At 45.8% G+C, this 25,545-nt stretch carries 22 protein-coding genes; 6 read left to right on the forward strand and 16 right to left on the reverse strand.

Annotated features, from left to right (window positions below; all coding sequences use genetic code 11):
- Positions 1-105: 105 nt before the first annotated feature.
- The 4 genes from Q337_RS16280 to Q337_RS0100735 all read left to right on the forward strand — a co-directional run bounded on the left by Q337_RS16280 (position 106) and on the right by Q337_RS0100735 (position 6,645).
- Positions 106-1,377: an AI-2E family transporter gene (locus Q337_RS16280; protein ID WP_084494769.1), complete on the forward strand. Its 1,272-nt coding sequence runs from the start codon at positions 106-108 to the stop codon at positions 1,375-1,377.
- Positions 1,377-2,090 (forward strand): DnaA ATPase domain-containing protein, encoded by a 714-nt coding sequence (locus tag Q337_RS0100725; RefSeq protein ID WP_026469943.1) that lies wholly within the window; start codon positions 1,377-1,379, stop codon positions 2,088-2,090. The genes Q337_RS16280 and Q337_RS0100725 overlap by 1 nt, the downstream gene beginning before the upstream one ends.
- Before the next feature lie 137 nt (positions 2,091-2,227).
- Positions 2,228-4,132, forward strand: a complete 1,905-nt coding sequence (gene rbtA / locus Q337_RS0100730) for a rhombotarget A (protein ID WP_026469944.1) — start codon at positions 2,228-2,230, stop codon at positions 4,130-4,132.
- A complete protein-coding gene (locus Q337_RS0100735) occupies positions 4,132-6,645 on the forward strand; it encodes a CSLREA domain-containing protein (RefSeq protein WP_026469945.1) in 2,514 nt (837 codons plus the stop codon). Before rbtA ends, Q337_RS0100735 begins: the two co-directional genes overlap by 1 nt.
- 68 nt (positions 6,646-6,713) lie before the next feature.
- On the opposite strand, the gene Q337_RS0100740 is transcribed toward Q337_RS0100735, so the two are convergent.
- From Q337_RS0100740 to Q337_RS0100815, 16 genes are all read right to left on the reverse strand, one after another.
- The gene (locus Q337_RS0100740) at positions 6,714-7,106 is read right to left on the reverse strand and encodes a DUF3106 domain-containing protein (RefSeq protein WP_026469946.1); all 393 of its coding nucleotides are present in this window, start codon (positions 7,104-7,106) and stop codon (positions 6,714-6,716) included.
- Positions 7,096-7,422, reverse strand: a complete 327-nt coding sequence (locus Q337_RS0100745) for a hypothetical protein (RefSeq protein ID WP_156935665.1) — start codon at positions 7,420-7,422, stop codon at positions 7,096-7,098. The genes Q337_RS0100740 and Q337_RS0100745 overlap by 11 nt, the downstream gene beginning before the upstream one ends.
- A gap of 13 nt (positions 7,423-7,435) precedes the next feature.
- Entirely contained in the window at positions 7,436-8,056 is a 621-nt protein-coding gene (locus Q337_RS0100750) for an RNA polymerase sigma factor (protein ID WP_407636758.1), read from the reverse strand.
- Between the two features lie 170 nt (positions 8,057-8,226).
- Positions 8,227-9,015: a TrmH family RNA methyltransferase gene (locus Q337_RS0100755; RefSeq protein ID WP_034279292.1), complete on the reverse strand. Its 789-nt coding sequence runs from the start codon at positions 9,013-9,015 to the stop codon at positions 8,227-8,229.
- 136 nt (positions 9,016-9,151) lie between these two features.
- The gene (locus Q337_RS0100760) at positions 9,152-10,153 is read right to left on the reverse strand and encodes a class 1 fructose-bisphosphatase (RefSeq protein ID WP_026469950.1); all 1,002 of its coding nucleotides are present in this window, start codon (positions 10,151-10,153) and stop codon (positions 9,152-9,154) included.
- Positions 10,154-10,331: 178 nt separating this feature from the next.
- Positions 10,332-10,919 (reverse strand): peptidoglycan-associated lipoprotein Pal, encoded by a 588-nt coding sequence (gene pal, locus Q337_RS0100765; protein WP_026469951.1) that lies wholly within the window; start codon positions 10,917-10,919, stop codon positions 10,332-10,334.
- Between the two features lie 157 nt (positions 10,920-11,076).
- Positions 11,077-12,366, reverse strand: a complete 1,290-nt coding sequence (tolB, locus tag Q337_RS0100770) for a Tol-Pal system beta propeller repeat protein TolB (protein WP_026469952.1) — start codon at positions 12,364-12,366, stop codon at positions 11,077-11,079.
- Positions 12,367-12,432: 66 nt separating this feature from the next.
- On the reverse strand, positions 12,433-14,016 hold the full coding sequence (gene tolA / locus Q337_RS0100775; RefSeq protein ID WP_026469953.1) for a cell envelope integrity protein TolA: 1,584 nt from the start codon (positions 14,014-14,016) through the stop codon (positions 12,433-12,435).
- 22 nt (positions 14,017-14,038) lie between these two features.
- Positions 14,039-14,488 carry a protein TolR gene (tolR, locus tag Q337_RS0100780; protein WP_026469954.1) on the reverse strand — a complete coding sequence of 150 codons (450 nt, stop codon included), beginning with the start codon at positions 14,486-14,488 and terminating at the stop codon, positions 14,039-14,041.
- A gap of 2 nt (positions 14,489-14,490) precedes the next feature.
- Positions 14,491-15,216, reverse strand: coding sequence for a protein TolQ (gene tolQ, locus Q337_RS0100785; RefSeq protein ID WP_026469955.1), 726 nt, complete (start codon positions 15,214-15,216; stop codon positions 14,491-14,493).
- Positions 15,217-15,249: 33 nt separating this feature from the next.
- On the reverse strand, positions 15,250-15,648 hold the full coding sequence (gene ybgC, locus Q337_RS0100790; protein ID WP_026469956.1) for a tol-pal system-associated acyl-CoA thioesterase: 399 nt from the start codon (positions 15,646-15,648) through the stop codon (positions 15,250-15,252).
- A gap of 309 nt (positions 15,649-15,957) precedes the next feature.
- The gene (locus Q337_RS0100795) at positions 15,958-16,251 is read right to left on the reverse strand and encodes a Bor family protein (RefSeq protein ID WP_026469957.1); all 294 of its coding nucleotides are present in this window, start codon (positions 16,249-16,251) and stop codon (positions 15,958-15,960) included.
- 15 nt (positions 16,252-16,266) lie between these two features.
- The gene (locus Q337_RS0100800; RefSeq protein WP_026469958.1) at positions 16,267-16,554 is read right to left on the reverse strand and encodes a Bor family protein; all 288 of its coding nucleotides are present in this window, start codon (positions 16,552-16,554) and stop codon (positions 16,267-16,269) included.
- Between the two features lie 500 nt (positions 16,555-17,054).
- The gene (gene ruvB / locus Q337_RS0100805; protein WP_026469959.1) at positions 17,055-18,056 is read right to left on the reverse strand and encodes a Holliday junction branch migration DNA helicase RuvB; all 1,002 of its coding nucleotides are present in this window, start codon (positions 18,054-18,056) and stop codon (positions 17,055-17,057) included.
- Positions 18,057-18,164: 108 nt separating this feature from the next.
- Positions 18,165-18,776, reverse strand: a complete 612-nt coding sequence (ruvA, locus tag Q337_RS0100810) for a Holliday junction branch migration protein RuvA (RefSeq protein WP_026469960.1) — start codon at positions 18,774-18,776, stop codon at positions 18,165-18,167.
- Between the two features lie 88 nt (positions 18,777-18,864).
- On the reverse strand, positions 18,865-20,226 hold the full coding sequence (locus tag Q337_RS0100815) for a deoxyguanosinetriphosphate triphosphohydrolase (protein WP_026469961.1): 1,362 nt from the start codon (positions 20,224-20,226) through the stop codon (positions 18,865-18,867).
- Positions 20,227-20,608: 382 nt separating this feature from the next.
- Here Q337_RS0100815 and Q337_RS0100820 point away from each other — a divergent pair, with 382 nt between their 5' ends.
- Together Q337_RS0100820 and purL are read left to right on the forward strand one after the other, a co-directional pair.
- Positions 20,609-21,295, forward strand: a complete 687-nt coding sequence (locus Q337_RS0100820; protein WP_026469962.1) for a hypothetical protein — start codon at positions 20,609-20,611, stop codon at positions 21,293-21,295.
- A 274-nt stretch (positions 21,296-21,569) separates the two neighbouring features.
- Complete coding sequence (gene purL / locus Q337_RS0100825; RefSeq protein WP_026469963.1) at positions 21,570-25,445, forward strand: phosphoribosylformylglycinamidine synthase; 3,876 nt, start codon at positions 21,570-21,572, stop codon at positions 25,443-25,445.
- Positions 25,446-25,545 lie beyond the last annotated feature (100 nt).

Raw genomic sequence — 25,545 nt, forward strand, 5'->3', positions numbered from 1 at the left:
AACGACTATGGTATTTCTCAGATAAAATGCTTATGTTTGGCAAATCAAAGGCAAAATATTGCAAAACAGGCCTGTTTCCTGGCACTGCCAGAGGGTAATTCAAAAATGCAAGACCCCGTATTAAAAAGAATATTTATACTCACCGCACTGGTGCTGGGTGGCTGGGTGATTTACCTGTTAATGCCAGTTATTGCCCCCTTTATTGCGGCATTCTTTCTGGCCTATCTGATTAATCCACTGGTCGCGCGTATGGCCAAATACAACATGCCGCGCTGGTTAACGATTAGCATTGTTTTTCTTGGTATTATTGTTGGGGTAGGGATTGGGACATGGTATCTGGCGCCTATGCTGTGGCAGCAGTTACGCTATGCACTGGACAATATTCCTGCTGCCATTAACTGGGTGAACAATAATGCCCTGCCATGGCTGGAAAACAACTTTAATCTTGATCTGGAACGCATCAATACCGATGAGCTGTCGGCAGCCATTATGGAGTATGTGCAAACCAATTACAGCGCCAATAGCGTGCAGCAAATGGTTTACCGTATTGCCCAATCCGGTCTCAACATTATTCATGTCGGCGGCTTGCTGGTACTGATTCCAATTATTGCTTTTTATTTCCTGCTGGACTGGAACAGCATGATCCGTCGGCTGCAATTGCTAATTCCGCGTCACTATGAGCCAACCGTGGTACAAATCACGCGTGAATGCCATGCGGTACTGGGAGCCTTTGTTAAAGGCCAGTTGCTGGTGATGCTATTGCTGGGTATCGTTTATGCTGTGGGCCTTCAGTTAATTGGCGTTGAAGTTGGCCTGATCATTGGTCTGGTTGCAGGCCTGTGTAGTATTATTCCTTATCTGGGTTTTGCTATCGGTATTATTGCTGCTTTTGCGGCTTCATTATTACAGTATGGACTGGATTGGGTTCAGCTATTACTGGTACTGGTGGTATTCATGATTGGCCAGGCAATTGAAGGCTATGTGTTACAGCCATTCTTGCTGGGTGATAAAATTGGCCTGTCGCCTGTTGCAGTGGTCTTTGCCGTTTTGGCAGGTGCCCAGCTTTACGGTTTCGTGGGCATGCTGGTAGCGTTGCCAGTGGCAGCTGTTTTGGTGGTGTTATTACGACATGCTTACCATACTTATGAAAGAAGCGTATTTTATATGGGGTATCGCCAGCCTGCCAGTGTAAAGGTTCCAGCCAGCAGCAGTGAACTGTCTGAAACCAGTATCACTGAGCAAGACGTGGAAACTCACCTGACATTGCAGGATGATGCACCCGAACTGGGTTTGCATAGCCCCGTATTAGAGCATCCAGCCAATTATTCAAACTCCCCATTAAACCATTCATCAAAGCATGGAAATAACGGTTCATAATGCGGCAAATCAGTTTAAATATCGAACCTCATCTTGATGCCCAGATCAGTGATTTTGAAGGGCCGGGCTGGAAGCCAGTCATCGATACCGCCCGGCAAATGCATTTAGGTCTACTTAATCGATTTTATTTATATGGCGAAGCGGGGACTGGGAAGTCCCATGTACTTACTGCCATTTGTGAGTCCTATCTGGATATGCAGCGTAGTGCCATCAAGGTATCCCTGCTGGATTTACTGGATGCACCCATTGATGCCATTACCTCACTGGAAAATTATGACCTCGTTGCGCTGGATGACATTGAAACCATTAGCGGTGTGATTCACTGGCAGCGTGCCATTTTTCATTTGATCAATTCCAGTGGAGAAGGGGGTGGTCAGCTTATCTTTTCATCACGCTTGGCACCTACCGAACTCAGGTTTGAATTGCCTGATTTACAGTCACGTCTGACACAAGCTGTTAGTCTTAAAGTACCTGACGGCAGCAATGTTGCAGACCGCAAGGCACTGGTTGAAGCCGTATTAAAACGTCGAGGCCTGATTTTTGATGGGCAAATTATTGATTATTTAATTCATCATGGGCCACATAAATCCGCTGTATTGCTAAAAACAATTGAGCAACTGGATGCGCTGCTACATGGTGATCGTCGCAAGCTTGCCAATAGCACCCGCAGGCAAATTTATGCCTTAATTGATGAGTACAATAAAACCGTCTGAAACTAAAAGGGACATTAATAAAAAGCTTGTCTGTTCGCCGCTGGTGTGCCAAAGTATCGTACCGCCAAGGAGATACACTGATTACTTAGTGTTCACATGGCTGTAAAAATAATAACGCTCGAGAAGGAGTCGCGTTTATGCTCAAGCGCACAATTGGCCTGGGTCTTCTGTGCATGGCTAGTCATGCTTACAGTGCAAACATTGTGGTAAACACCACAGAAGATGAGTTTGATGAAAAAACTCCCAATAGCATGTGTTCATTGCGTGAAGCCATTGAACTTATCAATCGTACAGACGCGAATGGTAAAATTCCAGAAGCAGGCTTTGGCGGCTGTAGTGGTAAAGATGCCAGCTCTTCAATTGTGCTTGAAACCGGCAAAACCTATATTCTCAATAAAGAAGTTGCTATCACAAAACCCTTAAGCATTAATGTACTGGATGAGGCAGGCGATAGCACTAAATATAGTGGTGAAAATAACGCGATCATTAAGGCAAAAGGTGCCCATCGACTCTTTAATATTGATGATAAAAGTACAAGTATTGCTAATATTGGTGTTCTTATTAGTCAGGTTGATCTAGTGGGATGCGGAGCAGATGATGCCTCTGCTACTTGTGCACCTATTGGTGGACTGATCTTTAACCGTGAAAACCTGAGTCTTAGCTTTTCGCGATTAAAAAATGGGATAGCAGATACCAATGGTGGTGCTATTTATAATGAAGGAATTGGAACAGGTACAAATGCGAGCCTAGCAGCAGGTCTTTTAACCTTAACGAATGTTCTATTTGAAGACAATCAAGCAGTTCAAGGCGCAGCAATTTATAGCGTTCAGCCACGTTATGAAATAGTAGGTTCAGTATTCCGTAATAATAAAGCTACAGGTACTCAGGAAGAAAATCCTGGAACGATTATATTTGTAAACCGGGCTGGTGATGCCACGACAACCAATGGAACATCATCCACAGCGCGTACCGGGAATATTCGCAGCTCTACATTTTTTGACAATAAAGGGCGTGTAGCCAATTTGCTTGATGGCATGGTCATCAATAGCAGCACTATTATTAAAAATACGGCTGGCATTTATTTAAACTCGGCAACTGGCTCGGCAAACCTGTCCAATAGTATTGTGGCTGGTAATGGAAACGACTGCATTATTGCTTCAGGAAATAAGGCTGTAACAAATAATCTTGTTTATAACAATGGCTGTGGAGAGGGAGAGGTAGGTAACCGCAATACCAACCTGAATAATCTAACGACCCCTATCCAGCTAATTGCCAATAGTGGAATTAACGGTAAGCTTGAAGGAAAATGTGACCAGCCGCCTGCTGTAGGTTTGTTATGTCCATTTGCTACCGAAAAAGAAATTTTTAATGGCTTTTTTAAGCCTCGCTTACTCACTCAATATAGTTCTATTCTGGATTCTCCGATTGTTAATCGGGGAAGTAAGCTCATTGGTAATAAGAATGCTACTAAGGAAACTGTTACCTGTGAAAGTACAGATCAACGTGGTAGAACTCGTGAAACCACCGTACTTTGTGATGTTGGTGCCATAGAGCTACTTATTGAAGATCAAGGTAAAATTGGTCAGGATATTAAATATGATCAGATTGCTGAAATTGACTTAACGGATTTTCTGGGTGATGGACAGCTTTGGCCAAAAGATAAGTGTAATGATGTGTTTAAGGATTTGCCTAATCCACCTGTGAATAGCAATTGGCAACCAGGTTGCCTACAATTTGTAGAAGGAAAAGAGGCCAAAAAAGGCAGTTTGATTCTGGACGAAAATGCTTTACTAAAATATACGTCGTTTAAAAATTTTCATGGCAGTGATGATTTCTCGATTAAAGTCGTGACTACGACCAGTCGTTTTTCAGAAGGGGTCAATGACCGCAGTATTACTTTGCGGGGCACAGTAGTACAGGAACCTGATAATAATTTCGAAAATAAATCAGTTAAAACTTCAGGTGGCAGTACAGGGGTTATAAGCTTGGTAGGACTACTAAGCCTGATATGGATGCGTCGTCGTTTACAGGGAGTAAAATAATGTATCGCAAGTCGTTATTAGCACTTGTTGTTCTGGCTGCATTACCTGTGACAGCGGCTACAGATCGAACGCTATATGTCAGCACCTTTGAGGATGAGGATGGTGAAAATGCCAATGCCTGTTCATTGCGTGAAGCCATTCAGGCTGCTACAACCAACCGTGCCTATGGTGGTTGTATTGCAGGACAATTAGACCTGCCGGATCAACTTCAGTTAAAGGCTGGTACTTATAATTTAAAGAAACCATTAGTTATTGGTTCTAACATGGCTATAACTGGCGGCGATGCGGCCAATTTTGAAAAAGAAGATCCCTATATTAAGGATGTATCACGATATCCTGCACGGAGTAAGCTGGAAACTACTATTCAACCTGCTGATGGCTTAGCATTTACCTTATTTGATAGCACGACTTCACGTAGTGCTTTAGATTTAAATAAAGTCATTTTAAAGAATGGTAAAAGTAGCCGCGGTGGAGCTATCAGGGCTGGAGGTACTATTAACTTAAGTCGTGTACGTATTTCAAATTCCAGTGCAACTGATGTGGGTGGTGCAATTTACCTTGAAGGCAGTAGCGCCAATTTATCTGTAAAGGATAGTTTATTTGATAGTAATACAGCAAACCGGGGTGCTGTAATTGGCATGTCCTGCCTTGATAATGTTGCATTAACACAACATTCAATTAAGCTTGAACGTACCAGTATATATGGTAATGGTTCTAGTAATACGCAAAGTATTATTGATTATTGCGGCACTGTGGTCAGTACGATTACTGCTTCAACTATTGCCAAAAATCAATCCAGTAGCAATATTATAAAATATGTGCATAGCAATAGTTATCCCTTACATCCAAGCAGTACTCTGGACTTTATAAGCGATACCATTGTAGAAAATAGTGGGACAGCGACATTGTATTATGACAATGTCGGTAAGTTAAGCTTGGCTGGTAGCGTTATTGCTTATAATAGTATCAATACTGGTAAAAGCTGTAGTTATGCCTTAGGAGCGAAAGCTGCTGCCAAATTGGAAAGCAGCCAGGTTGTAGCTACTTATAATGCATTAACCAAACCGGGTACTGCACGTAATAATGTTGGAGAATGTGATTTACCAGGTCATCTTTATAAGACAACTGAAAATTCAAGTGGAGCGAATGAAACATTAAGAGATTTGATGCCTGATTCCTTATCACGGGTACTGGCGCCATTGTACCTTGATAATGATATGCAAGTGCTTGAGTCCGAACAGGGGTTGTTTCCTGCTTATATCCCTTTAATTACTGCCAGTGCCAGTGAAACCTTAATTGATCAGGGCTTAGGAAGTTGTAGTCCGACAGATCAACGGGGATTGCAAAGAATTGATACTTCTTCAGGTAACACCGCTACAACTACTGTAAATATTTGTGATGTTGGTGCTATTGAGGTAAGTAAACTCACTGCAGCGGATTTACCGGGAATTAGTAATAGTTCATTAGTTACACCAATTACGCAATACGAAGATAATATTGAGTATTATGAAGACATTTATAATGACAAAACGCTTGATAGCAAACTGGTAAATCGTTATAAAAAACTGATTAATAATGAGAAAAAAGAACTCGAAGCTTTTAAAAAGAGTCGTGCCTATCGTCAGGCCTATGCTAACGTGCTTGATAGCAGTACCGAGGATGAGCAGTTTATTTCTACTTCTAATGGTCTAAATACTGAGATTAAAAAATTTGGTGATGACTTTGACAAAAACTATAATATTACTGTTACTGTAGTTGGTCGAGGCTCTGATCAGTTTATTGAGTCAAAGGATTCTAAAGATATTAATATTAAAGCAAAAGATAGTAATATTGTCTGTAGCTGGGATAAGGATTTAAAACAGGTATTAATTCGCCGTACAGACAATAGTGGACTATTGGCTGCAACTACACCCGCTGGAGAATATGAATATTGCAAATATACAATTACCTCTAAGATTAATCCTGTGATCAAATCTGAAGGTTATGTGCAAGCGCGCATTGTCAATATCGCGCCTATTGCCGAAGATGATGAATATAAACTGGTGTATGGTTCTAGTCAGCCTATTAAGTTAGATATTCTTAAAAATGACTCGGATGAAGGTGATGGCACTGCCGATATGGCAGGTTATCCGAAGGGCTATCCTAGCTTTTATCAGGATCCTATAAATAAAAGTTATGCCAATATTAAACTGGTGACTAAACCAACTTTAGGCAAATTAAACTTTGAATATGAACAGCCTTGTCCAGACAATTCAAACACCCGTCCTGAAGAAACATGTTATGGTGGAAAAATTACCTATACACCAAACAGTACCTTCTCTACATTCAATGATTCATTCACCTATAAAGTACTTGATCAGGATAAAGCTGAATCCAAAGAGGCAACTGTAAAAATTATTAATACCGCAACGACCTCAGATGATACCCGAGGAAGTGGTGGCGGTGGAGCCATTGGAGTATTTGGTTTATTAGGACTGGCCAGCCTGATATGGATACGTCGCAAGATAAGTTAATAAAGTTTGTCTAAAATAAAAGCCCATCAGATTGATGGGCTTTTTGTTCTTTATACTTTCATAAATGATTAATCATATTTTTGCATGATTTTTTCACGTAATTCTTCACGCTGCTCAGGGGATGAAGCTGTTTTAAGCTGGGCTTTCCAGTGTTCGCGTTCACTATCGCTCATGTTTTGCCAGACTTCGCGCATCCGTTGCTGCTGATCTTTAGGTAGCTGGCTAAACCATTCCATACGCTGCTGCAAATCCTGCCGATCCTTGTCATCCAGTTGCCGTAAGGCCTGATAGGATTTTAACAATTCAGCACGTTCTTCAGGAGTAAGTTTTTGCCAACTCGCTGGCATTGAGCTGTTAACCAGTGCATCTGGTTTTTTTACTGGGCTAGCGGCCATTGCAGACGCTAGGGAAAAATCCAGAACCAGCACTGCCAAAACAATAGGAGTGAATTTAGCTGCCATATTTTTTGGTTTCCGTACCCAGCAGACTGAGCATTTCCAAATCTTCAATCATTTGTGGTGAAAGTTTGGCAGTACTCACAGTTTGTGGTTCAACATTGGGTTGATGCGATAACAAGGTAGGCGCAAGGCTAATTCCTGTAATAGCAGCCGCCAGGGCAAAACCACTCATGGCCCAGATGTGTCGCTTTGCCACCGGACGCCGCTGTATAGTGCCCATGACATGCTCTAGCACCTGATTGGTTTCAGGATGGTGACGGGCCTGCTTTTCCAGTGTTTGGACAATTTTATGAATAAATGGATCATGGGGAGTCATCATTATGTCCTCATGGTTATTCGGGATTGAATTGTGAAAGATGAAGGCGCAAGGTTTGTATTGCGCGGTAATAATGGGTTTTTACACTACCTTCGCTACAATCCATGATATTTGCCGTGGTCTTGGTGTCCATATTTTCCCAGGCCCGTAACAAAAAAGCCTGCTGCTGGCGCAAGGGAAGACGTGAAATTGCTTTTTGAATTTCCTGTAAGGTAAATTCCTGATTGAGAAATTCTGCCGGGTTAATATTCTGCTCATCTTCAATCAGTAAACTGGAATCCAGTTCCTGGTCATCCTCTATAACACTGGGTCTTAGCCATGCAAACCGCTTTTGTTTGCGGGTTTCCTGTCTACGCCAATCCATTAAGCGGTTATTTAAAATGGTATAAAACAGCGGTGTCCATTCTGAAGCCGGGCGTTTGGCATAGTGCTGATGTAGCGCGATAAAACTTTCCTGAACCAGATCACGGGCAACATCATGGTGACCAGTCGCAGATTCCATCATGATCAGCGCACGACCACTAACCTGCTTAATGAATACACTTAAACGCTGCTCAATACTCTCAGTCGAGTCAACAGTAGAGGCATGTACATCGGACTTTGGAAAAGAATCCATGAGTATGGAGTATCCCGTCACCATATGTGCTCCATCGTTTGCCGGAATATAAATACAATTCTATGTATCTATAACGTCCAAGCGCGATAGTGCGTTGACATCAAACCAAGTTAAATTTAAAAATTTTGACTCAAAAAAGTTTAAACAAAATGGAGGTGAATGTCTAAAGACATCTGTAAGTATGCTTGTGGCTAGGTCAGTCGTTGACGTACCATTTCAAACAGGCATATCGCGCCTGCAATGGCAACATTTAACGATTCCTGACCACCGGGTTGTGGAATGGCAATTCCCTGAGCGTGTTGCAACAAATTTTCGCTAATGCCTTGGCCTTCATTACCCATTAACCAGATACATGGCTGCTTGAGGTCAAGCTGATATAGGGATTGCTGGGCATGTGAACTGGTGGCATATACAGGCAGGGAAAGTGTGGGTATCAGTGTTTTTAAAGCCACATGCTCGAAAATACTCAGGCTAAATTGCGCACCCATGCCAGCACGCAATACCCGTGGTGACCAGATAGCAGCTGTGCCTGTACTGCAAATAATTTGTTTGATTCCTGCAGCTGCTGCAGTCCGCAATAAAGTGCCTACGTTACCAGGGTCTTGTAGGTTTTCCAGAACCAGCATGTCGCTATTCTGGTTAATCTCAGCAGGAGAAGAGGGGGTATCAATGACTGCCATGATATCAATACCCGGTCCAAGCGTACGTATATCCTGATAAAGGCTGTCAGTAAGGACATAAACAGGTAAGCCGCTAAGCTGATCCAGTAGTTGCTGGACTTCCATGTTTTCCAGTGCCTGACGCGTGAGATAAAATGCATTTACCGGTTTTCCGGTTTTAAGATAGGCCTCGATTAAATGCACGCCTTCCAGAACGGTTTGTTGTTGTTTCTTGCGATAGTTAGCCTGCTCGCATAAACCACGCAAGTGTTTAACCTTATTGTTGTCTTTAGCGTGAATATCAATAAAAGATAAAGTCATGGGCAAATCGTCTAATTTTAAAATAATCCGGATTAAGGGTGAGCTAATATCGAACAAAATCCAAAATATTAAACGCTGGCCCTGCATTCACAAGTTTTAGCAGTGAGCCAGCGTCCATAAAGTTATAAGCTGCGTATTAAACTGAAGCAGTATCCTGATGATAGGAAACCAGACGTTCTACTTCATTTTTGGAACCCAGAATAACCGGAATACGCTGGTGCAGGTCATTCGGCTTAACATCCAGAATCGGCTGGCGACCAGTACTGGCTGCACCGCCAGCCTGTTCAATCAGCATACCCATTGGATTAGCTTCATACATTAGGCGTAAGCGTCCAGCTTTGCTTGGGTCTTTCAGATCATAAGGGTACATGAAGATGCCACCACGCGTGAGGATGCGATGAATGTCACCTACCATGCAAGCGACCCAGCGCATATTGAAATCCTTGCCACGCACACCGGTTTTACCGGCAATACACTCGTCAATGTAGCGTTTAACAGGCGCTTCCCAGTGACGGGTATTGGAGCTATTAATTGCAAATTCCTGCGTGTCTTCTGGAATGCTGAGACGTTCGGCTGTCAGGATAAATTCGCCAACATCACGATCCAGTGTAAATACATCAACGCCATCACCCAGTGTTAACACCAGCATGGTGGAAGGGCCATAAAGCACATAGCCAGCAGCAACCTGCTTGCGGCCTTCCTGCATAAAATCTTCAAAACGCGCGGCACCTGCATGATCTTGCTGCAAAATAGAAAAAATAGTGCCTACGCTCATGTTAATGTCAATATTGCTGGAACCATCCAGTGGATCAAACAATAGCAAATATTTGGCATCGTCATTGCCAGCAATCATTTCGTCCATTTCTTCTGAGGCTAGCGCGGCTACTTTACCACCACTTAGTACAGTATCCATTAACAACACATTGGATACCACGTCCAGCTTCTTTTGAACTTCGCCCTGTACATTGTCACTGCCTGCACTGCCCAACATATTGGCCAGTGCGCCTTTATGCAGTGCTGCACTGATGGCTTTACAGGCAATTGAAACCTGTACGATCAACTGGGTTAGGTCAGGAGTCAGATGTGCTAAACGTTGCTGTCGATCCAGTAAATACTGATTCAAGGTGATATTAGACATCGATTGCTCCTCAAGCGGTTCCAAGACAGTTTTTCTAAAATTAAATACAGGATAGGACACACGACTTTTGTAAAAAACGGGTAGGGTATCTCTGTAAAAAACAGGTGGCTCAATAAAAACAGGCTGCCTTTGCAACCTGTTGTGAATCCAGCCAGCTTTAAAGCGGGGCTATTATAAGTTAGTTAGGGGCACCTGCGCTGTAATTAATTTCAACCCGGCGATTTTCTGCCCAGGCCGCATCGTTATGGCCTTCATTAACCGGTTGTTCCTTGCCATAGCTCACAGTTTCAATCTGCTCATTACGCGCGCCATTGGTGACTAAAAAAGCTTGTACTGATTTGGCGCGACGCTCGCCCAGTGCCATGTTGTATTCACGGGTTCCACGCTCATCGGTATGGCCAGTCAGGGTAACGCGGGCACCATTATTTTGTGACAGATAACGGGCATGAGCGTTTAGGGTTGCCAGATCGGTCTGTGATAAATCACTGCTGTCGTAATCAAAATGCACCACACGCGCAGCCAGTGCCTGACGAACTGCATCCATTGGGCCATTGGCGCCATTCATGCCACTGCTGTTGAGATCGCCATTATTGCCAAGGCCAGTACTGGAGGCACCAGTACCAGTACCTGTAGTGCCATTACCTGCAGTAGCTGTGGTATTGGTAGTAGTGGCTGGTTTACGGCTGGCACAACCTGTCATGGCCAGTGCAATGGCAAGGCCCGGAATCATTAATAGATGCATGGTTTTTAATGAGGATTGGTACATGGTGTCTCCAGTTCAAATTTTGTGTCAGGGTCTACCTTAACGCGTCTCTAAAACATTTCAATGATTTTTTACATTTTTTAAAAAAGAATCAAAGTGTTGTAGAGAAGCTTAATTTAAGGTGAGTTTAAGCAAGCGTAATTCTAGTAACCTATCGTCTTTAGCGACGTGGTGCCCAGGCGGGTTCCCGCACTTCACCTTGCTCACTTGGCAAACGCATTCTAAAGCGGCCATCGACTGACATAATGGATAACATGCCACGACTGCCTTCACGGGTAGCATAAACCACCATTTGTCCATTCGGCGAAAAGCTTGGTGATTCATCCAGCGGTGTAGGGGTCAAGATACTAATCACCCCAGAGGCCAGATCCTGTACAGCAACCTGATATTGGCTACCTGCTTTACGGTGTACTAGGGCGAGGCTGCGGCCATCACTGCTTAAGGTGCCTCGTGCATTAAATGGCCCGCTAAAGGTTAGGCGACGGGTACTGCCATCATCAAGATTGTAGCGATAAATTTGTGGCGTGCCGCCGCGGTCCGAGGTAAAGACAAACGATTTGCCATCAGGACTATAACGTGCTTCGGTGTCAATGGCAGTATCGCGGGTCAGGCGGGTAATGCGCTTGGTGGCAATATTCATTTCATAAACTTCAGGATTGCCATCCATAGAACCCGTAAATAGCATTCTTTGGCCATCTGGGGAAATACTGGGCGCGCCATTTAAACCTTTGAACTGGGCCAGAACCTCACGTTGACCTGTGGCCAGATCCTGTAGATAAATCGCAGGGCGTTTGGTTTCAAAGGAAACATAAGCCAGTTTACGTGCGTCCGGTGTCCAGGTAGGTGATAAAATCGGCTCCGGCGATTCCAGAATAGTTTTGGGTTGCTGGCCATCAGTATCGGCAATTTGCAGCGTATACATTAGCTTGCCCGCTTCACGGTTACGCAACACGTAGGCAATTTGGCCAGAAAAATCACCCTGAATACCAGTTAAAGCCTGATAGATTTTATCAGCAATCAAATGACCTGCTTCACGCTGACGGCTAGCAGGAACTTGCAGCACTTCGCCCAGCAGGCGGGTATTTTTCTTGACGTCAAACAATTCATACTGGATTTGCAGGCCATCCCCTGATGGGGTAACTTTACCAACCACCACATAAGGGATACCGCTGCTTTGCCATGTGCCTACATTAATTTCGGCACTGCTGGTGGGGCGTTCTGGCAAATTGGTTGAGGCGCTATTAAATTTGCCTGAGCGCTGCAAGTCGCTTTGCACGATGGAATACACCAGATTGTCAGAAGCAAAGGGGACTACTGCAATTTGTGGCGCTTCTTCGAAGGCTTTGGCAACTTCAAAGGTAAGCGCAGCATGGGCAATTTGAGTTGTTAAAGCAGGCAAAAATGCACTGCTGGCAACGATGCAGGCAGTAAGCAAGCGTGATTTAAGCATGATTTAGCAACTCCTTGGATATTCGTAACTGTTTTTTGACTGGGCTACCATAGCAACTTTTTTCCATTATTTAAACGTGGGTTCAAGCCGCTGCGCCAATTTTCGAGCTTCCGGATCATCCGGCATGTCATAGGGTGCAGCTTGTTCAATGGCAGCACGGATGCTGGCATCACAGTCATCATTGCCACTTGATTTAGTAATGACCACGGATGCGATCTGACCACTAGCGGTTAGGCTAATTCGCGCCTTTGCCGAGTTGCCATCACAGCCTGCTGGTTTGCGCCATGCACTTTTCATTCTGTTCTGGAAACCTGCAGTTGAAACAGCAGCTACTTTTTTAGCTTCTGCCTTGGCATCGGCTTTAGCTCTTGCCTCACTCTCAGCTTTTTCGCGTGCATCATCTTCTGCTTTACGTTTGGCATCTTCGGCCGCTTTTGCTCTGGCTTCATCTGCTTTGCGTTTGGCATCTTCAGTAGCTTTTGCTTTTGCTTCACTGTCTGCCTTGGCTTTTGCATCTGCTGCTTTTCGCTTGGCGTCGGCATCTGCCTTGGCCCTAGCATCATTTGCGGCTTTCTTTTTAGCGTCACTGTTGGCTTTGGCCTTTGCCTCGGCATCCGCGTCTGCTTTACGTTTCGCCTCAGCATTTGCTTTAGCCTGTGCATCTTGTGCCCGTTTTTTCTCAGCGTCTGCCTTCGCTTTTTCAGCATCTGCCTTGGCTTTGCGATCAGCTTCAGTTTTACGCTTGGCATCTTCAGCGGCTTTTACTTTAGTGTCCTGTTCAGCTTTGCGCTTTTGCTCAGCCTCGGCCTGACGTTTGGCTTCTTCAACCTGACGTTTTTTTGCCTCAGTAGCTTTTTGCTTTTCCTGCTGCTTGGCATCCTGCTGTTTACGTTTGGCGTCTTCGGCAGCTTTCGTCTTGGCTTCTTCTTCGGCTTTACGTTTTATATCAGCCTTTTCTTCAGCTGCCTTGAGTTTTGCATCTTGAGCAGCTTTGCGTTTGGCTTCCAGTTCGGCCTGACGCTTTGCTTGTGTGTCTGCCTTGGCTTGCTCAGCCTTGCGTTCAGCCTCAGCTTTAGCCTGCTGTTGTTTAGCTTCAGCTGCTTTTTGTGCAGCCAATTCCTGCTTTTGCTTTTTCGCTTCAGCCGCTTTCTCTTGCATTTCTTTTTGTTCGGCTTCTTTTTGTTTTGCTGCTTTTTGCTCAGCTTCTTTTTTCTGAGCTTCAGCACGTGCTTTTTGTTGCGCTTCCTGTTGCTGTTTTTTCTGGTCAGCAACGGCTTTGAGTTCAGCAGCTTTTAAGGCAGCCAATTGCTCTGCCGTTAGGGTAGCGGGCTCTGGTTCTACGGTAGGCTCTGGTTCCACAGTCGGTTCAGGCTCGGCCACAGGCTCAGCAATAGGATCTTCTACGGGTTCTGCGACAGGTTCAGTTGCTGGCGCTTCATTTGATGGCAGTGGGGTAGCAGAAGCAGCACTATCCTGCATTTGCTGTAATTGTTCAGGAGTTATCAGAATAGCCTGTAAAGGCTTGGGCGGAATTAAAGGATCACTTTTTCCAAAAAAAAGTAAACCACCCAGCAGGCTGGCGTGCAAGATCAGGGTAATGGCCAGCGGTAGGCGATTTTGTTTAAAAGAGGATGGCACAGGCCGTTTCATGGACATACCTTATTTGCCAACCTCAGGATTTTGGCTGGTCGGTCAGCAAGCCAACCTGACTCAAACCAGCTTCTTGCAGGGTAGACATCAACCCAACCACTTTGCCATAAGCAACATTTTTATCGCCATTGACCAGTATCATCAATTTTTGCTGTTTTTGTTCCGCCTCACTTTGGGCTTCGGCCAGACGGGTTTTTAGTTCATCTAATGTCATGGCTTCATCATTGCTGTTGCCAAGCTCAAGTAAATACTCACCATCTGCCTTAATACTAACAATTGCAGGTGGAGTTTTAGACTCAAATGTACTGTTTTTAGCCTGCGGTAAATCAACAGTGATGCCAGAGGTAATCATGGGTGCAGTCACCATGAAAATAACCAGCAATACCAGCATGACATCAATGTAAGGTACTACATTCATGTCACTTTTTAAGGGCTTTTTAATCCGGCCAAACGGGCTGCCTTGCATTGCCATAATCAGGCGTCCTCGCGCAGGGAGCTGGTACTTTGGCTGGCTGTGCCATCAAGGGATTCACGCTGTAACAGGGCAGTCATTTCTTCGGCAAACAGGGCACGCTGCTGATAAACCGCTTCTGATTTTGCACTATAACGGTTATAAGCCAGTACCGCTGGAATTGCGGCAAACAAGCCAATGGCTGTGGCAATCAGGGCTTCAGCAATACCGGGAGCTACTGTTGCCAGCGTAACCTGTTCCACCTGTGCCAGACCGATAAAGGCATTCATGATGCCCCAGACCGTACCAAACAGACCAACATATGGAGAAACCGAGCCAATGCTGGCCAGTGTCGAAGCGCCATGTTCCAGCACATTTTGTTCGCGTGACAGCGACACCCGCAGCATGCGTTCTGTACCGGAAATGGTGTCTTCGCGGCTGGCCTGACGTTTTTTCAGTTTTAAAAATTCGGTAAAACCTTCATAAAAAACCGATTCAATGCCTTGACGATGCGGATGAGTCTGGGCATTTTTATACAGGGTTTTTAGGTCTGCACCTGACCAGAAAATCTTTTCAAAGCTATTATCCTGCTGGTTGCTTTTGCGAAATGCCATTTCCAGTTTGGCAATTAAAAACCAGCCATAAATGGATGCCAGAAATAAAATCAGCATGACAATCTGAACTACCGGACTGGCATGCAGGATCAAATCAGAAATGTTAAGTGATGTTGGAGTTGCAGTGGTTGGCATGGTAATTTCACAAAAATAAAAAGGATAATGACGCTAAGGGACTGATCTTACAATCAGATCATGGATAAATTCTGGAATTCTTCTGGGTTTTAACTGGGCATCCAGACAGGCCAGTGTAACGCTTGCAGAAGCCAGCAGCATTTCATCACGGTAAATATTTTGCTGCAAGGTAAATGATACTGATTTACACGAACTCACATCAACCGTCACATTGAGTAAATTGTCCATAAAAATGGGCTTATGGTATTGCACGTTGATTTGATGTACTACAAATGAATAATCATGCTGGTCCCAGTAATGCTGAACCCCTTGGGCGCGTAGCCATTCAGTACGAGCGCGCTCAAAGTAACGGATATGATTGGCATGATACACAATACCACCGGCATCCGTATCTTCAATATAAACCCGAATGGGAAACCGGAATGTGGTCAAGACAAGCTCCTTTGTTTTGCCGACGGGGTATTATCTACGCTGCTTAAAAATGGGATGCAGTCAAAGCAGAATATAAGTCGCTAACATATTATAAGAATTTTGCAGCCAGCAAGGATTAACTTGTTAATAATTCATTAAAGAAAAGACTAAAAACATTTATCTTAAATAAGCAAGATATTGGCAAAGTGCATAGCCCTTAAAATACACGAGCAAATGAAATTTTAAATTGACTAAGGTTAAATGAACAAAGGCTGCCCTTGATATGACAACCTTTGATTTTACTTACACGCGATGGATAACTAACAACGATTACTGGCAGTAGACATTGGCAGTACGCGGTGCATAAATACCAATGGTAATTACACCCAGAATAATATCCATCGGTTCCTGTACAGTTTGTACTTTTGCTACTTTATCTGCACTACCACAGATTTGTGCAGCATTTAGGGTTTTTTCCTGACCAATGCCCCAGAACAGGAACGATTGGGATTCAGAATGCTTGGGAACAGTTTGTGAATTTTTCTTGATCAAACCAGTTTGGGTGGCGCAACCGCTGGCCAATAAAGTACTGCCCATGAAAACCGCTAATAGAATTTTTTTCATTGACTTATTCTCCAGTTATTTGCAGTAAACACGAATTTGACGTGGGGTAAATAAACCGTAAGTCAGGTTACCCAGCAGACCATTTAAAAAAGTCTGTTGTGTTTGCACTTTGGCAATCTTGTCGGCACCGTCACAGACTTCAGCCGCGTTTACTTCCTGCTCTTGGCCAATGCCAGAAACAAAGAAAGGCTGCATTTTGTCGTATGACGCTGTGCTGTTACCGCCATTTGCCATGAGATAAGTTTGAGTAGTACACCCGGAAGCAAGGATTGCAAGTAAGCTTGCTAATGCAATTTTTTTCATCTTTCACCCCAAATTGTAATTTTGCTTTACTTAAGTTAACAAAGCGCACACATTCTAATAGAAGTGTTATTGGGTTGGTATGGGAGAAATAGAAAAAATAAGAATATAGCAGGCTTAAATGTGAGCTACTTCACAGATATTTTTATGACTAAACTTGAATCTTATTAATAAGCTATTTTGTAGCACGTCCATTTAACCAAAAGGCCTGAATCACAAGGTTAGTTCTTGTCATTCAGGCCAGCAATTCTTAACCGCTGCTATTTCCCCACAAGAAAAATCATTCTTGCAGAACAGTGTTCTTCATCTCTTGCGCTCGGGTGAAACATGAGAGGCACTGCCTCACAAGGCTTATCCTCGCACTCGAGCAAAGCTCTCGTCTTGCGCCGCGGCAAATGAGAAACAACGTTCCGCAAGACGTAGTGAAACGAAGTGGCTTTGCTCTATCCTCTCCAGAAAAATCACAGATTTTTCTCTTGCGCTCGGGCGGAACAGTGTTCCGCTTATCCTCGCTCAGGCGGAACCATGTCGAACTGATAATAAGCCTGATTGGTCGCAATACGGCCACGCGCGGTACGCATTGCAAAACCCTGCTGAATCAGGTATGGCTCAATTACATCTTCTAGCGTACCACTATCTTCTGCCATAGCAGCAGCCAGTGCTTCAATACCAGCAGGCCCGCCGTTAAAACGTTCCAGCAGCATTTGCAAATAACGCCGATCCAGCGTATCCAGTCCGTTTTTGTCCACGTTCAGCATGTCAAGTGCACGCTGGGCAATATCCTGCGTTACTTCGCCATTGCCTTTAACTTCTGCATAATCACGCACGCGACGTAGCAGGCGATTGGCAATACGGGGCGTACCGCGTGAGCGCCGGGCAATTTCCTGCGCGCCTTCCGGGGTCATGGGAATGCCCATCAGGCTGGCCGAACGATGCACAATATGGGTGAGGTCAGCAACCGAATAAAATTCCAGTCGCTGCACAATCCCAAAACGGTCACGCAGGGGCGAAGTCAGCAAACCAGCACGGGTGGTTGCAGCAACCAGTGTAAACGGTGGCAAGTCCAGCTTAATAGAACGCGCCGCCGGGCCTTCACCAATCATGATATCCAGCTGGTAATCTTCCATGGCCGGATACAGGATTTCCTCAATCACAGGCGACAGGCGATGAATTTCATCAATAAACAATACATCGCCATGTTCAAGGTTGGTTAATAGCGCCGCCAGATCACCGGCACGCTCCAGCACCGGGCCAGAGGTGGATTTAAGATTGCCACCCATTTCACGTGCAATAATATTGGCCAGCGTCGTTTTACCCAGTCCTGGCGGCCCAAAAATCAGGGTATGGTCCAGCGCTTCCTGACGGGTACGCGCGGCATGAATAAAAATTTCCATTTGTTCACGCACAACTGGCTGCCCTACATAGTCTTCCAGACTGGTAGGACGAATCGCACGATCAAAATGGTCTTCTGGCTTTTCAGTTGCCGTAATTAATCGATCTTGCATGATTCCTCACTCAATTTTGCTTAAATTTTACTCAGGCTGCTTGCACTATGCTGTCAATAAAAATCAGCTTTGCAGGGTTGAATCGGACAGGCAGGCTTACTGAGTAAATTACTGTTTCATCATCGACTTTAGCGCAGCGCGAATCAGGTCAGCCGTTTCGGTAAATTCGCTTTTTACTGCCCCGATGGCTTTTTGCGCTTCAAGCGGTTTATAGCCTAAAGACACCAGTGCGGCTTCGGCTTCGGCTACGGGTGAAATACTGGTAATACCAAACTGATGAGTACCCAGACTGCTGCCATCGCTGCTACCACTAGTGCTCAGGCTTTGCAGGCGGTCACGCAACTCAATCACCAGACGCTCGGCAGTTTTTTTGCCTACGCCAGGAATGCGGGTCAGGGTAGTGACGTCCTGCATATCAATGGCCTGAATCATCATGGCGCTGCTCATGCTGGATAAAATACTTAAAGCCAGTTTTGGGCCAACGCCATTCACCTTAATTAAGGTACGAAACAGTGCCTTGTCCGTTGTATCCGAAAAACCGTACAGCAAATGTGCATCTTCACGCACCACCAGATGCGTCCATAAAGTCACGTTTTGTCCAGGCTTGAGCTGGCAGAAAGTGGACAGTGGCGTATCAATTTCATAACCCACACCGTTGACTTCCAGTAAAACCACCGGCGCTTCCAGTGCGCGTACGACACCAGTCAGAGAACCAATCATACAAATACTCAAAACTAAAAATGAATGTGATCAACAAAATGGTTTATTGGACTAAGCGCGTTAAAGCCAGCTTGCTAAAGCAGAGCGACTACAACAGGGTAACCCGATTGCCTTGCAATTCCTGTGACAATGCATAGGCCTGATGGTCTGAAAGGCTGCTCAGCATATCCAGAATCTGCATAATGTTGTGATAATGAAAACTGGGTTCTTCTTTCAATACCGCACCATGCGCATGCAAAATATGCATCAGGCGTTGCTCGCGAAAACTTAAATGATGCTGCTTAACCGCCAGCGGCATAAAGGCATCCAGCAGCACATGCAAACTGGAATTGGCCACCAGCTCCAGCCGTGCCTTTTGTGGATGGGTAAAAATCCGTGTCCGTGCCAGATTTTTGGCGGCTTCCACGCCATGACACAAATCCGGTGGACAATGATCGAGCAAGCTGCCTTTTAGCTGACCAGCCAGAATTTGTTCATGCTGGCGCTTAAACGCATCCGTGACTTCATCCACCAGCCGTTTCATGGCACGCCCACGTAGCGCCGCCAATTTTTGTGGAATGGGGACATTACGGCTAATTTCATCCGGTGCGCCGTAATCGGCAATCAGGGTTAAAAACAGCGGTTCCACTTCATGGTAATGCAGCATCCCCAGTTGCAGGCCATCTTCCAGATCAATCAGCGCATAGCAAATATCATCGGCAGCTTCCAGCAAATAGGTGAGTGGATGTCGGCAAAACTGATAATCACCGGTTTGGATCAGGCCCAGATGCTCGGCAATTTCCAGCAAAATGCCTTTTTCACTCTGATAACAGCCAAACTTGGCACGCTTGTGGGAAGGATGCAAACTGGCCGGATCAAGTGGTTTGGCCAGCCACGGATATTTTAAATACGCACCCAGCGTGGCATAGGTCAGGCGCATACCACCGTCATCCGGGTGATATTCCAGACGGCTTAATACCCGTAAACCCTGGGCATTGCCTTCAAACTGGCACACATCGGCGCGCTGTTCCGGGGTCAGTGAAATTAGTAAATGCTGATGCTTCGGGTGCTCAAACCAGTCGCGAATGGCATATTCACCCGCATGGCCAAACGGTGGATTGCCAATATCATGCGCAAGGCACGCTGCCTGAATAATGGCACCCACATCTGCTGGATCAATCCACGCTGGCAATTCATCCCTGATTTTTTCAGCAGCCAGCATGCCCAGCGAGCGGCCAATGCAAGACACTTCCAGCGAGTGGGTGAGCCGGGTATGAATCCCATCATTCTGGGTGAGTGGATGCACCTGCGTCTTGCGGTTTAATTGCCGAAAACTGCTGGAAAAAATAATCCGGTCATAGTCTTTGTGAAAAGCTGTACGTCCCTGTTCACTGCTGCCATGCTGTGAGTGACTTTTTTTACTGCCCAGCCGAATGGGAGAAAGTAGCTGTGCCCAACGCATTGCTTGCATAGAATCTAGAGTATTATTCAGGTTATTAATTATAACCGATCATGCCAAAGATTATCGGTTTAAGCGAGGCCTATATAAGATGGGGCGTCAAAATATGACGTACTTAAGCTAGAGTTTTTATAGACAGCAGGATGCTAACCATAGGCTCTGTTAACAAAACAATATTATTCTACTGATAAACATTTCTAAAAAACGGCCTGCCTACCCATTTTTCCAGTTTTTAGCGCTATCGATAAGAATTTGATGACAAACCAATGTATTTCATTACGGTATGCGGCCATGCAATAGGGCATGCTGGTTTCACAAAGCGATCAGTAAATCGAGATAAGGTATTTGCATCTATCTCAATGCATTGATCAAGTTAAAAAAGTGGAGTCAAACTATGCTGTTCCGTACAAAAACATTATTTGCCGTTTCAACCCTGTCTTTAGCCCTTACCAGTTCAGCATTTGCTGCCAGCCTTGACAGCCAGAACAATGCCACTGTTAAAGTGGGAAATACCAATGCTGGAGTTTCTGTCAATGCTAATGCCAATACAGAAGCAAATGGGAGTGGTGTACTGACTGGAATTAAAAGTCTGGGTAACAGTGCCGTAAATGGCCTTGAAAAAGCAGGTGGCGTTGTGGTGAATGAAACCAAATCTGCCACCAGTTATGTGGGTGACAAAACCGAGGCAGCATGGGATAAAACCAAAGAAGTGAGTAGCAGTGTAGCCAGCAATGTGAAATCGGATACCAGTAAAGCAGCGCATGCCACCACTGATAACGTAAAATCAGGCTGGGATAAGACCAGACAGGCGGGTGAAACAGTAGCCGATAAAGCAGGCAACACCAGTGCAAATATAGTGAATACCACAAAATCCACCAGCAAAAAAGCCTATGACAAAACCGTAAATGGCAGCAAGAAACTGGCTAGTAAAACCAGCCAGAAAGTCAATGCAGGTGTAACCAAAACCAAGCAACAGGTTCATACCCCTGCGGCAACTGTAGATGTTAATCACCAGACGAATGTTGATACAGGTGTGGGCAAGGCAGGCGTTGCTGGAAATGGGCATGTTGATGCGCGTTAATTGAACTGAAGATTTTGGGATGCGATGAATCACTCAGTATCCATCTCCTGAAATTCCATAAACACAAAAGTCCATGAAAAAGGGAACTTCGGTTCTCTTTTTTGTATGGAAAAAGGGAAAAGGCAACCTCTAAAAGAAGTAAAATAAAATGTTTAAAATGTGACCGCAATACATGAAAGCCTAGCTGATTTGATCATTTGCGCGTATCATATAGCGCTTCTTTCAAACATTGTGGTTTTGTTAGTTGTAACAAGCCCATGGAGCCAGTTTCAGCATGTTTATTGTGGCCGGTGCGTCAGCACTTTCTGCCTTCAAGCAGCGTCAGCTTTTATCCCGTATTTCTGCGCTTAGCTCAGTTGCAAACACTGTTACAACGATAGAAAGCCAATTTGTTTATCTCTTCGATCAGGAGTTGAGCGAGCATCAGCAAACAGTTGCTGATCAATTGCTTAACGATGGTCAGAAATATGCCCTGACTATCGCTGAATCTGGCGATGTGCAGGTGCTGGTCACCACCCGGATTGGCACAATTTCGCCCTGGTCATCCAAGGCCACTGATATTTTCAAAAACTGTAATGCCCCGGTTCATCGGCTGGAGCGTGGGATTTTATATACCCTGCGCGGCTTGAACCAGCTCAATGCCGATGTGTCTGCGCTACTGCATGACCGCATGACCGAAACCATTTTTGCCACGATTGAATCCGGTGCCGCGCTGTTTAGTGAAACTGCGCCCAAACCCTTGCAATCAGTAGATATTCTGGGTCATGGTAAGGATGCACTGGTTAAGGCCAATCAGGAATTTGGCTTTGCCTTATCGATGCAGGAAATTGAATACCTGACTGACGCCTTTACCCAGCTTGGCCGTAATCCGCACGACATTGAGCTGATGATGTTTGCGCAGGCCAACTCTGAGCATTGCCGCCATAAAATCTTTAATGCGGAATGGACCATCAATGGTGAAAAGCAGCCATTGTCCCTGTTCCAGATGATTAAAAATACCTATAAGCAATCGCCTAATGATGTGTTGTCTGCCTATAAAGACAATGCCTCGGTGATTGTGGGTTTCGATGCCGCGCGTTTTTACCAGCAGTATCAGCCTGAAAATGGACAGCATGAGTACAGCTACCGCAATCAGGCTGTACATATTCTGATGAAGGTGGAAACCCATAACCACCCGACAGCCATTGCGCCATTTGCCGGTGCAGCCACGGGTTCCGGTGGTGAAATTCGTGATGAAGGGGCAACAGGCCGTGGTGGCAAACCCAAAGCCGGTCTGGCTGGGTTTACTGTATCCAACCTGAATATTCCCGGCTTTGAACAGCCGTGGGAAGTTCCCTATGGCAAGCCGTCACGTATGGCTTCTGCCTTGCAAATCATGATTGAAGGCCCGCTGGGTGCTGCCGCATTTAACAATGAATTTGGCCGCCCAAACCTGTGTGGTTATTTCCGTACCTTTGAGCAGGCGATTCCAACGCTCAAAGGCGTTGAGGTGAAAGGTTTCCATAAACCCATCATGATTGCTGGCGGTTATGGCAACATTCGCCCTGAGCATGTGGAAAAGAACCCGATTGAACCCGGTGATTTGCTGATTGTACTGGGTGGCCCTGCCTTGCTAATTGGCTTGGGTGGCGGTGCAGCGTCCAGTGTGGACAGTGGCACCATGGGTGAACAACTGGATTTTGCCTCTGTACAGCGTGACAACCCGGAAATGGAACGCCGTTGTCAGGAAGTGATTGATGCATGCTGGGGAATGGAAGATGCCAACCCGATTGTATCGGTACATGATGTGGGCGCGGGTGGCCTGTCCAATGCCATGCCTGAGCTGGTGAATGACCATAAGCTGGGCGCAACACTCAACCTGCGCAAGATTCCATCACTGGAAACCGGCATGTCGCCGATGGAAATCTGGTCAAACGAAGCACAGGAACGTTATGTGCTGGCCATTCGCCCTGATTCGCTCGAACTGTTTGAATCACTGTGTGCACGTGAACGCTGTCCATTTGCGGTACTGGGTGAAGCTACCGAAGCCCGTCATTTAACGGTAGAAGATCCGCTGTTTGACAATAAGGCGGTTGATATTCCCATGCAGGTGATGCTGGGTGGCACACCACGCATGCAGCGCAGTTATGACACTATGACCCGTCAGGGCAGTGCTTTTGATACCAGCACAATTGACTTAAAAGATGCAATATTCCGTGTGTTGCGTCATCCATCGGTAGCCAGCAAGTCTTTCCTGATTACCATTGGTGACCGCTCAATTACCGGTATGGTGGCGCGTGACCAGATGGTTGGCCCCTGGCAGGTTCCTGTGGCCGATTGTGCGGTTACTACCACTGGCTATCAAACCTATACTGGCGAAGCCATGAGTATGGGTGAGCGTCCACCGGTTGCCTTGCTTAATCCGGCAGCTTCAGCGCGTCTGGCTGTGGCAGAAGCAATTACCAATATTAGTGCCAGCCGGATCAAGCAGCTCAGTGACATTAAACTGTCTGCCAACTGGATGGCTGCGGCTGGCCAGATGGGTGAAGATCAGGCGCTGTTTGAAGCGGTAAAAACTGTCGGTATGGAAATTTGCCCGGCACTGGATATTGCTATTCCGGTGGGCAAGGACTCATTGTCCATGCGTACTACCTGGCAGGATGCAGAAACGGGTGAAGAAAAGGCCGTTACTTCGCCAATGTCTGCCATTATTTCTGCCTTTGCACCGGTGCAGGACGTACGTAAGACCCTGACCCCAGAACTCAAGCGGGTTGAAGACACAGTGCTGGTACGTCTGGATCTGTCGCGTGGCAAGTTCCGTCTGGGTGCTTCCATTTTAGCACAGGTATATCAGGCACTGGGTGAAACCACGGCTGACCTTGATTCAACCGATGACCTCAAGGCCTTCTTTGCCTTAATTCAGGACTGGAACCAGCGTGGTTTGCTCTTGGCCTACCATGATATTGGCGATGGTGGTTTGCTGGCTTCTGTCAGTGAAATGATGTTTGCTTCACGTCTTGGCGCTGACTTGCAACTAAAGGGCAATGATGTACTGGCTGAACTGTTTGCCGAAGAAATTGGTGCGGTTGTGCAGATTACTGCTGGCAACTGGGCACAGCTCCAGCAAGAGTTACAAGGCCATCTGTTACAGGATGCCATTGTACAAATTGGTACCGTCAATTCTAGCGACCAGTTAACTGTGGCTGGCCTGACTTTGTCCCGTGTAGAAATGCAGCAGGCCTGGGCTGAAGTAAGCTATCAAATCCAGCGTTTGCGGGATAATAGCGAAGGTGCAGATCAGGAGTTTAGCCTGATTGACAACCCGGACTTCCAGGGCCTGATTGCCAAGCCAACCTTTGACCTGAATGAGCCGATTGAAGCGCCGTTTATCAATGTGCGTAAGCCAAAAATGGCCATTCTGCGTGAGCAGGGTGTTAATGGCCAGTTGGAAATGGCCGCAGCGTTTGAGAAAGCGGGTTTTTGTAGTGTTGACGTTCACATGAGCGATTTGCTGGCAGGCCATATTGATCTGAATGATTTTGAAGGTTTAGTGGCCTGTGGTGGCTTTAGTTACGGTGACGTGTTAGGCGCTGGCGGTGGCTGGGCCAAATCCATCATGTTCAATACTCGCTTGCGCGACCAGTTTGCCCGTTTCTTCCAGCGTGAGGAAACCTTTAGCCTCGGCATCTGTAATGGTTGCCAGATGATGGCACAGCTCAAGGACCTGATTCCCGGCGCTAGCGAATGGCCACGTTTCTACCAGAACACCAGTGAGCGCTTTGAAGCACGTACCGTAAATGTGCGTGTTGAAAAATCCCGTTCAGTGCTGCTGGAAGACATGGCTGGTTCGATTTTACCGATTGCTGTAGCACATGGTGAAGGCCGTGTGGTTGCCAGTGATGATGCCTTGGCAAGTCTGGCAGCACAGCAACAAATTACCTTACGCTATGTGGACAGTCAGGGCAATCCAACCCAGCATTATCCACTCAATCCAAATGGCTCACCGGATGGTATTACCGGAGTAACCAGTCTGGATGGCCGTGCGACCATTTTAATGCCGCACCCGGAGCGTACATTCCGTGCCGTGCAGCACTCATGGAAGCCGGAAGACTGGCAGGATGATGGGGCGTGGATGCGCTTATTCCGCAATGCACGTCGCTTTGTGGGATAATGGCTGGGTAAACTGGTTGAATAAAGTTTAGCTGTAAAATAGGCGTTGTATAAAAAGCCGTATCTGATGATGCGGCTTTTTTATACAAATTTTGGCCTTA

The organism is Alkanindiges illinoisensis DSM 15370, from assembly GCF_000619845.1.
GTDB lineage: Bacteria > Pseudomonadota > Gammaproteobacteria > Pseudomonadales > Moraxellaceae > Alkanindiges > Alkanindiges illinoisensis.

Excerpts from the sequence above, each read along its gene's own strand:
- Q337_RS16280 (WP_084494769.1), top strand. The coding sequence starts at position 106 with ATGCAAGACCCCGTATTAAAAAGAATATTTATACTCACCGCACTGGTG.
- rbtA (WP_026469944.1), top strand. The coding sequence starts at position 2,228 with ATGCTCAAGCGCACAATTGGCCTGGGTCTTCTGTGCATGGCTAGTCAT.
- tolR (WP_026469954.1), bottom strand. The coding sequence starts at position 14,488 with ATGGCAATGCAAGGCAGCCCGTTTGGCCGGATTAAAAAGCCCTTAAAA.
- ruvB (WP_026469959.1), bottom strand. The coding sequence starts at position 18,056 with ATGCAAGATCGATTAATTACGGCAACTGAAAAGCCAGAAGACCATTTT.
- tolQ (WP_026469955.1), bottom strand. The coding sequence starts at position 15,216 with ATGCCAACCACTGCAACTCCAACATCACTTAACATTTCTGATTTGATC.
- Q337_RS0100725 (WP_026469943.1), top strand. The coding sequence starts at position 1,377 with ATGCGGCAAATCAGTTTAAATATCGAACCTCATCTTGATGCCCAGATC.
- Q337_RS0100740 (WP_026469946.1), bottom strand. The coding sequence starts at position 7,106 with ATGGCAGCTAAATTCACTCCTATTGTTTTGGCAGTGCTGGTTCTGGAT.
- Q337_RS0100800 (WP_026469958.1), bottom strand. The coding sequence starts at position 16,554 with ATGAAAAAAATTGCATTAGCAAGCTTACTTGCAATCCTTGCTTCCGGG.
- Q337_RS0100820 (WP_026469962.1), top strand. The coding sequence starts at position 20,609 with ATGCTGTTCCGTACAAAAACATTATTTGCCGTTTCAACCCTGTCTTTA.
- pal (WP_026469951.1), bottom strand. The coding sequence starts at position 10,919 with ATGTACCAATCCTCATTAAAAACCATGCATCTATTAATGATTCCGGGC.
- Q337_RS0100755 (WP_034279292.1), bottom strand. The coding sequence starts at position 9,015 with ATGACTTTATCTTTTATTGATATTCACGCTAAAGACAACAATAAGGTT.
- purL (WP_026469963.1), top strand. The coding sequence starts at position 21,570 with ATGTTTATTGTGGCCGGTGCGTCAGCACTTTCTGCCTTCAAGCAGCGT.
- Q337_RS0100815 (WP_026469961.1), bottom strand. The coding sequence starts at position 20,226 with ATGCAAGCAATGCGTTGGGCACAGCTACTTTCTCCCATTCGGCTGGGC.
- tolB (WP_026469952.1), bottom strand. The coding sequence starts at position 12,366 with ATGCTTAAATCACGCTTGCTTACTGCCTGCATCGTTGCCAGCAGTGCA.
- ruvA (WP_026469960.1), bottom strand. The coding sequence starts at position 18,776 with ATGATTGGTTCTCTGACTGGTGTCGTACGCGCACTGGAAGCGCCGGTG.
- Q337_RS0100735 (WP_026469945.1), top strand. The coding sequence starts at position 4,132 with ATGTATCGCAAGTCGTTATTAGCACTTGTTGTTCTGGCTGCATTACCT.
- Q337_RS0100760 (WP_026469950.1), bottom strand. The coding sequence starts at position 10,153 with ATGTCTAATATCACCTTGAATCAGTATTTACTGGATCGACAGCAACGT.
- tolA (WP_026469953.1), bottom strand. The coding sequence starts at position 14,016 with ATGAAACGGCCTGTGCCATCCTCTTTTAAACAAAATCGCCTACCGCTG.
- Q337_RS0100795 (WP_026469957.1), bottom strand. The coding sequence starts at position 16,251 with ATGAAAAAAATTCTATTAGCGGTTTTCATGGGCAGTACTTTATTGGCC.
- Q337_RS0100745 (WP_156935665.1), bottom strand. The coding sequence starts at position 7,422 with ATGATGACTCCCCATGATCCATTTATTCATAAAATTGTCCAAACACTG.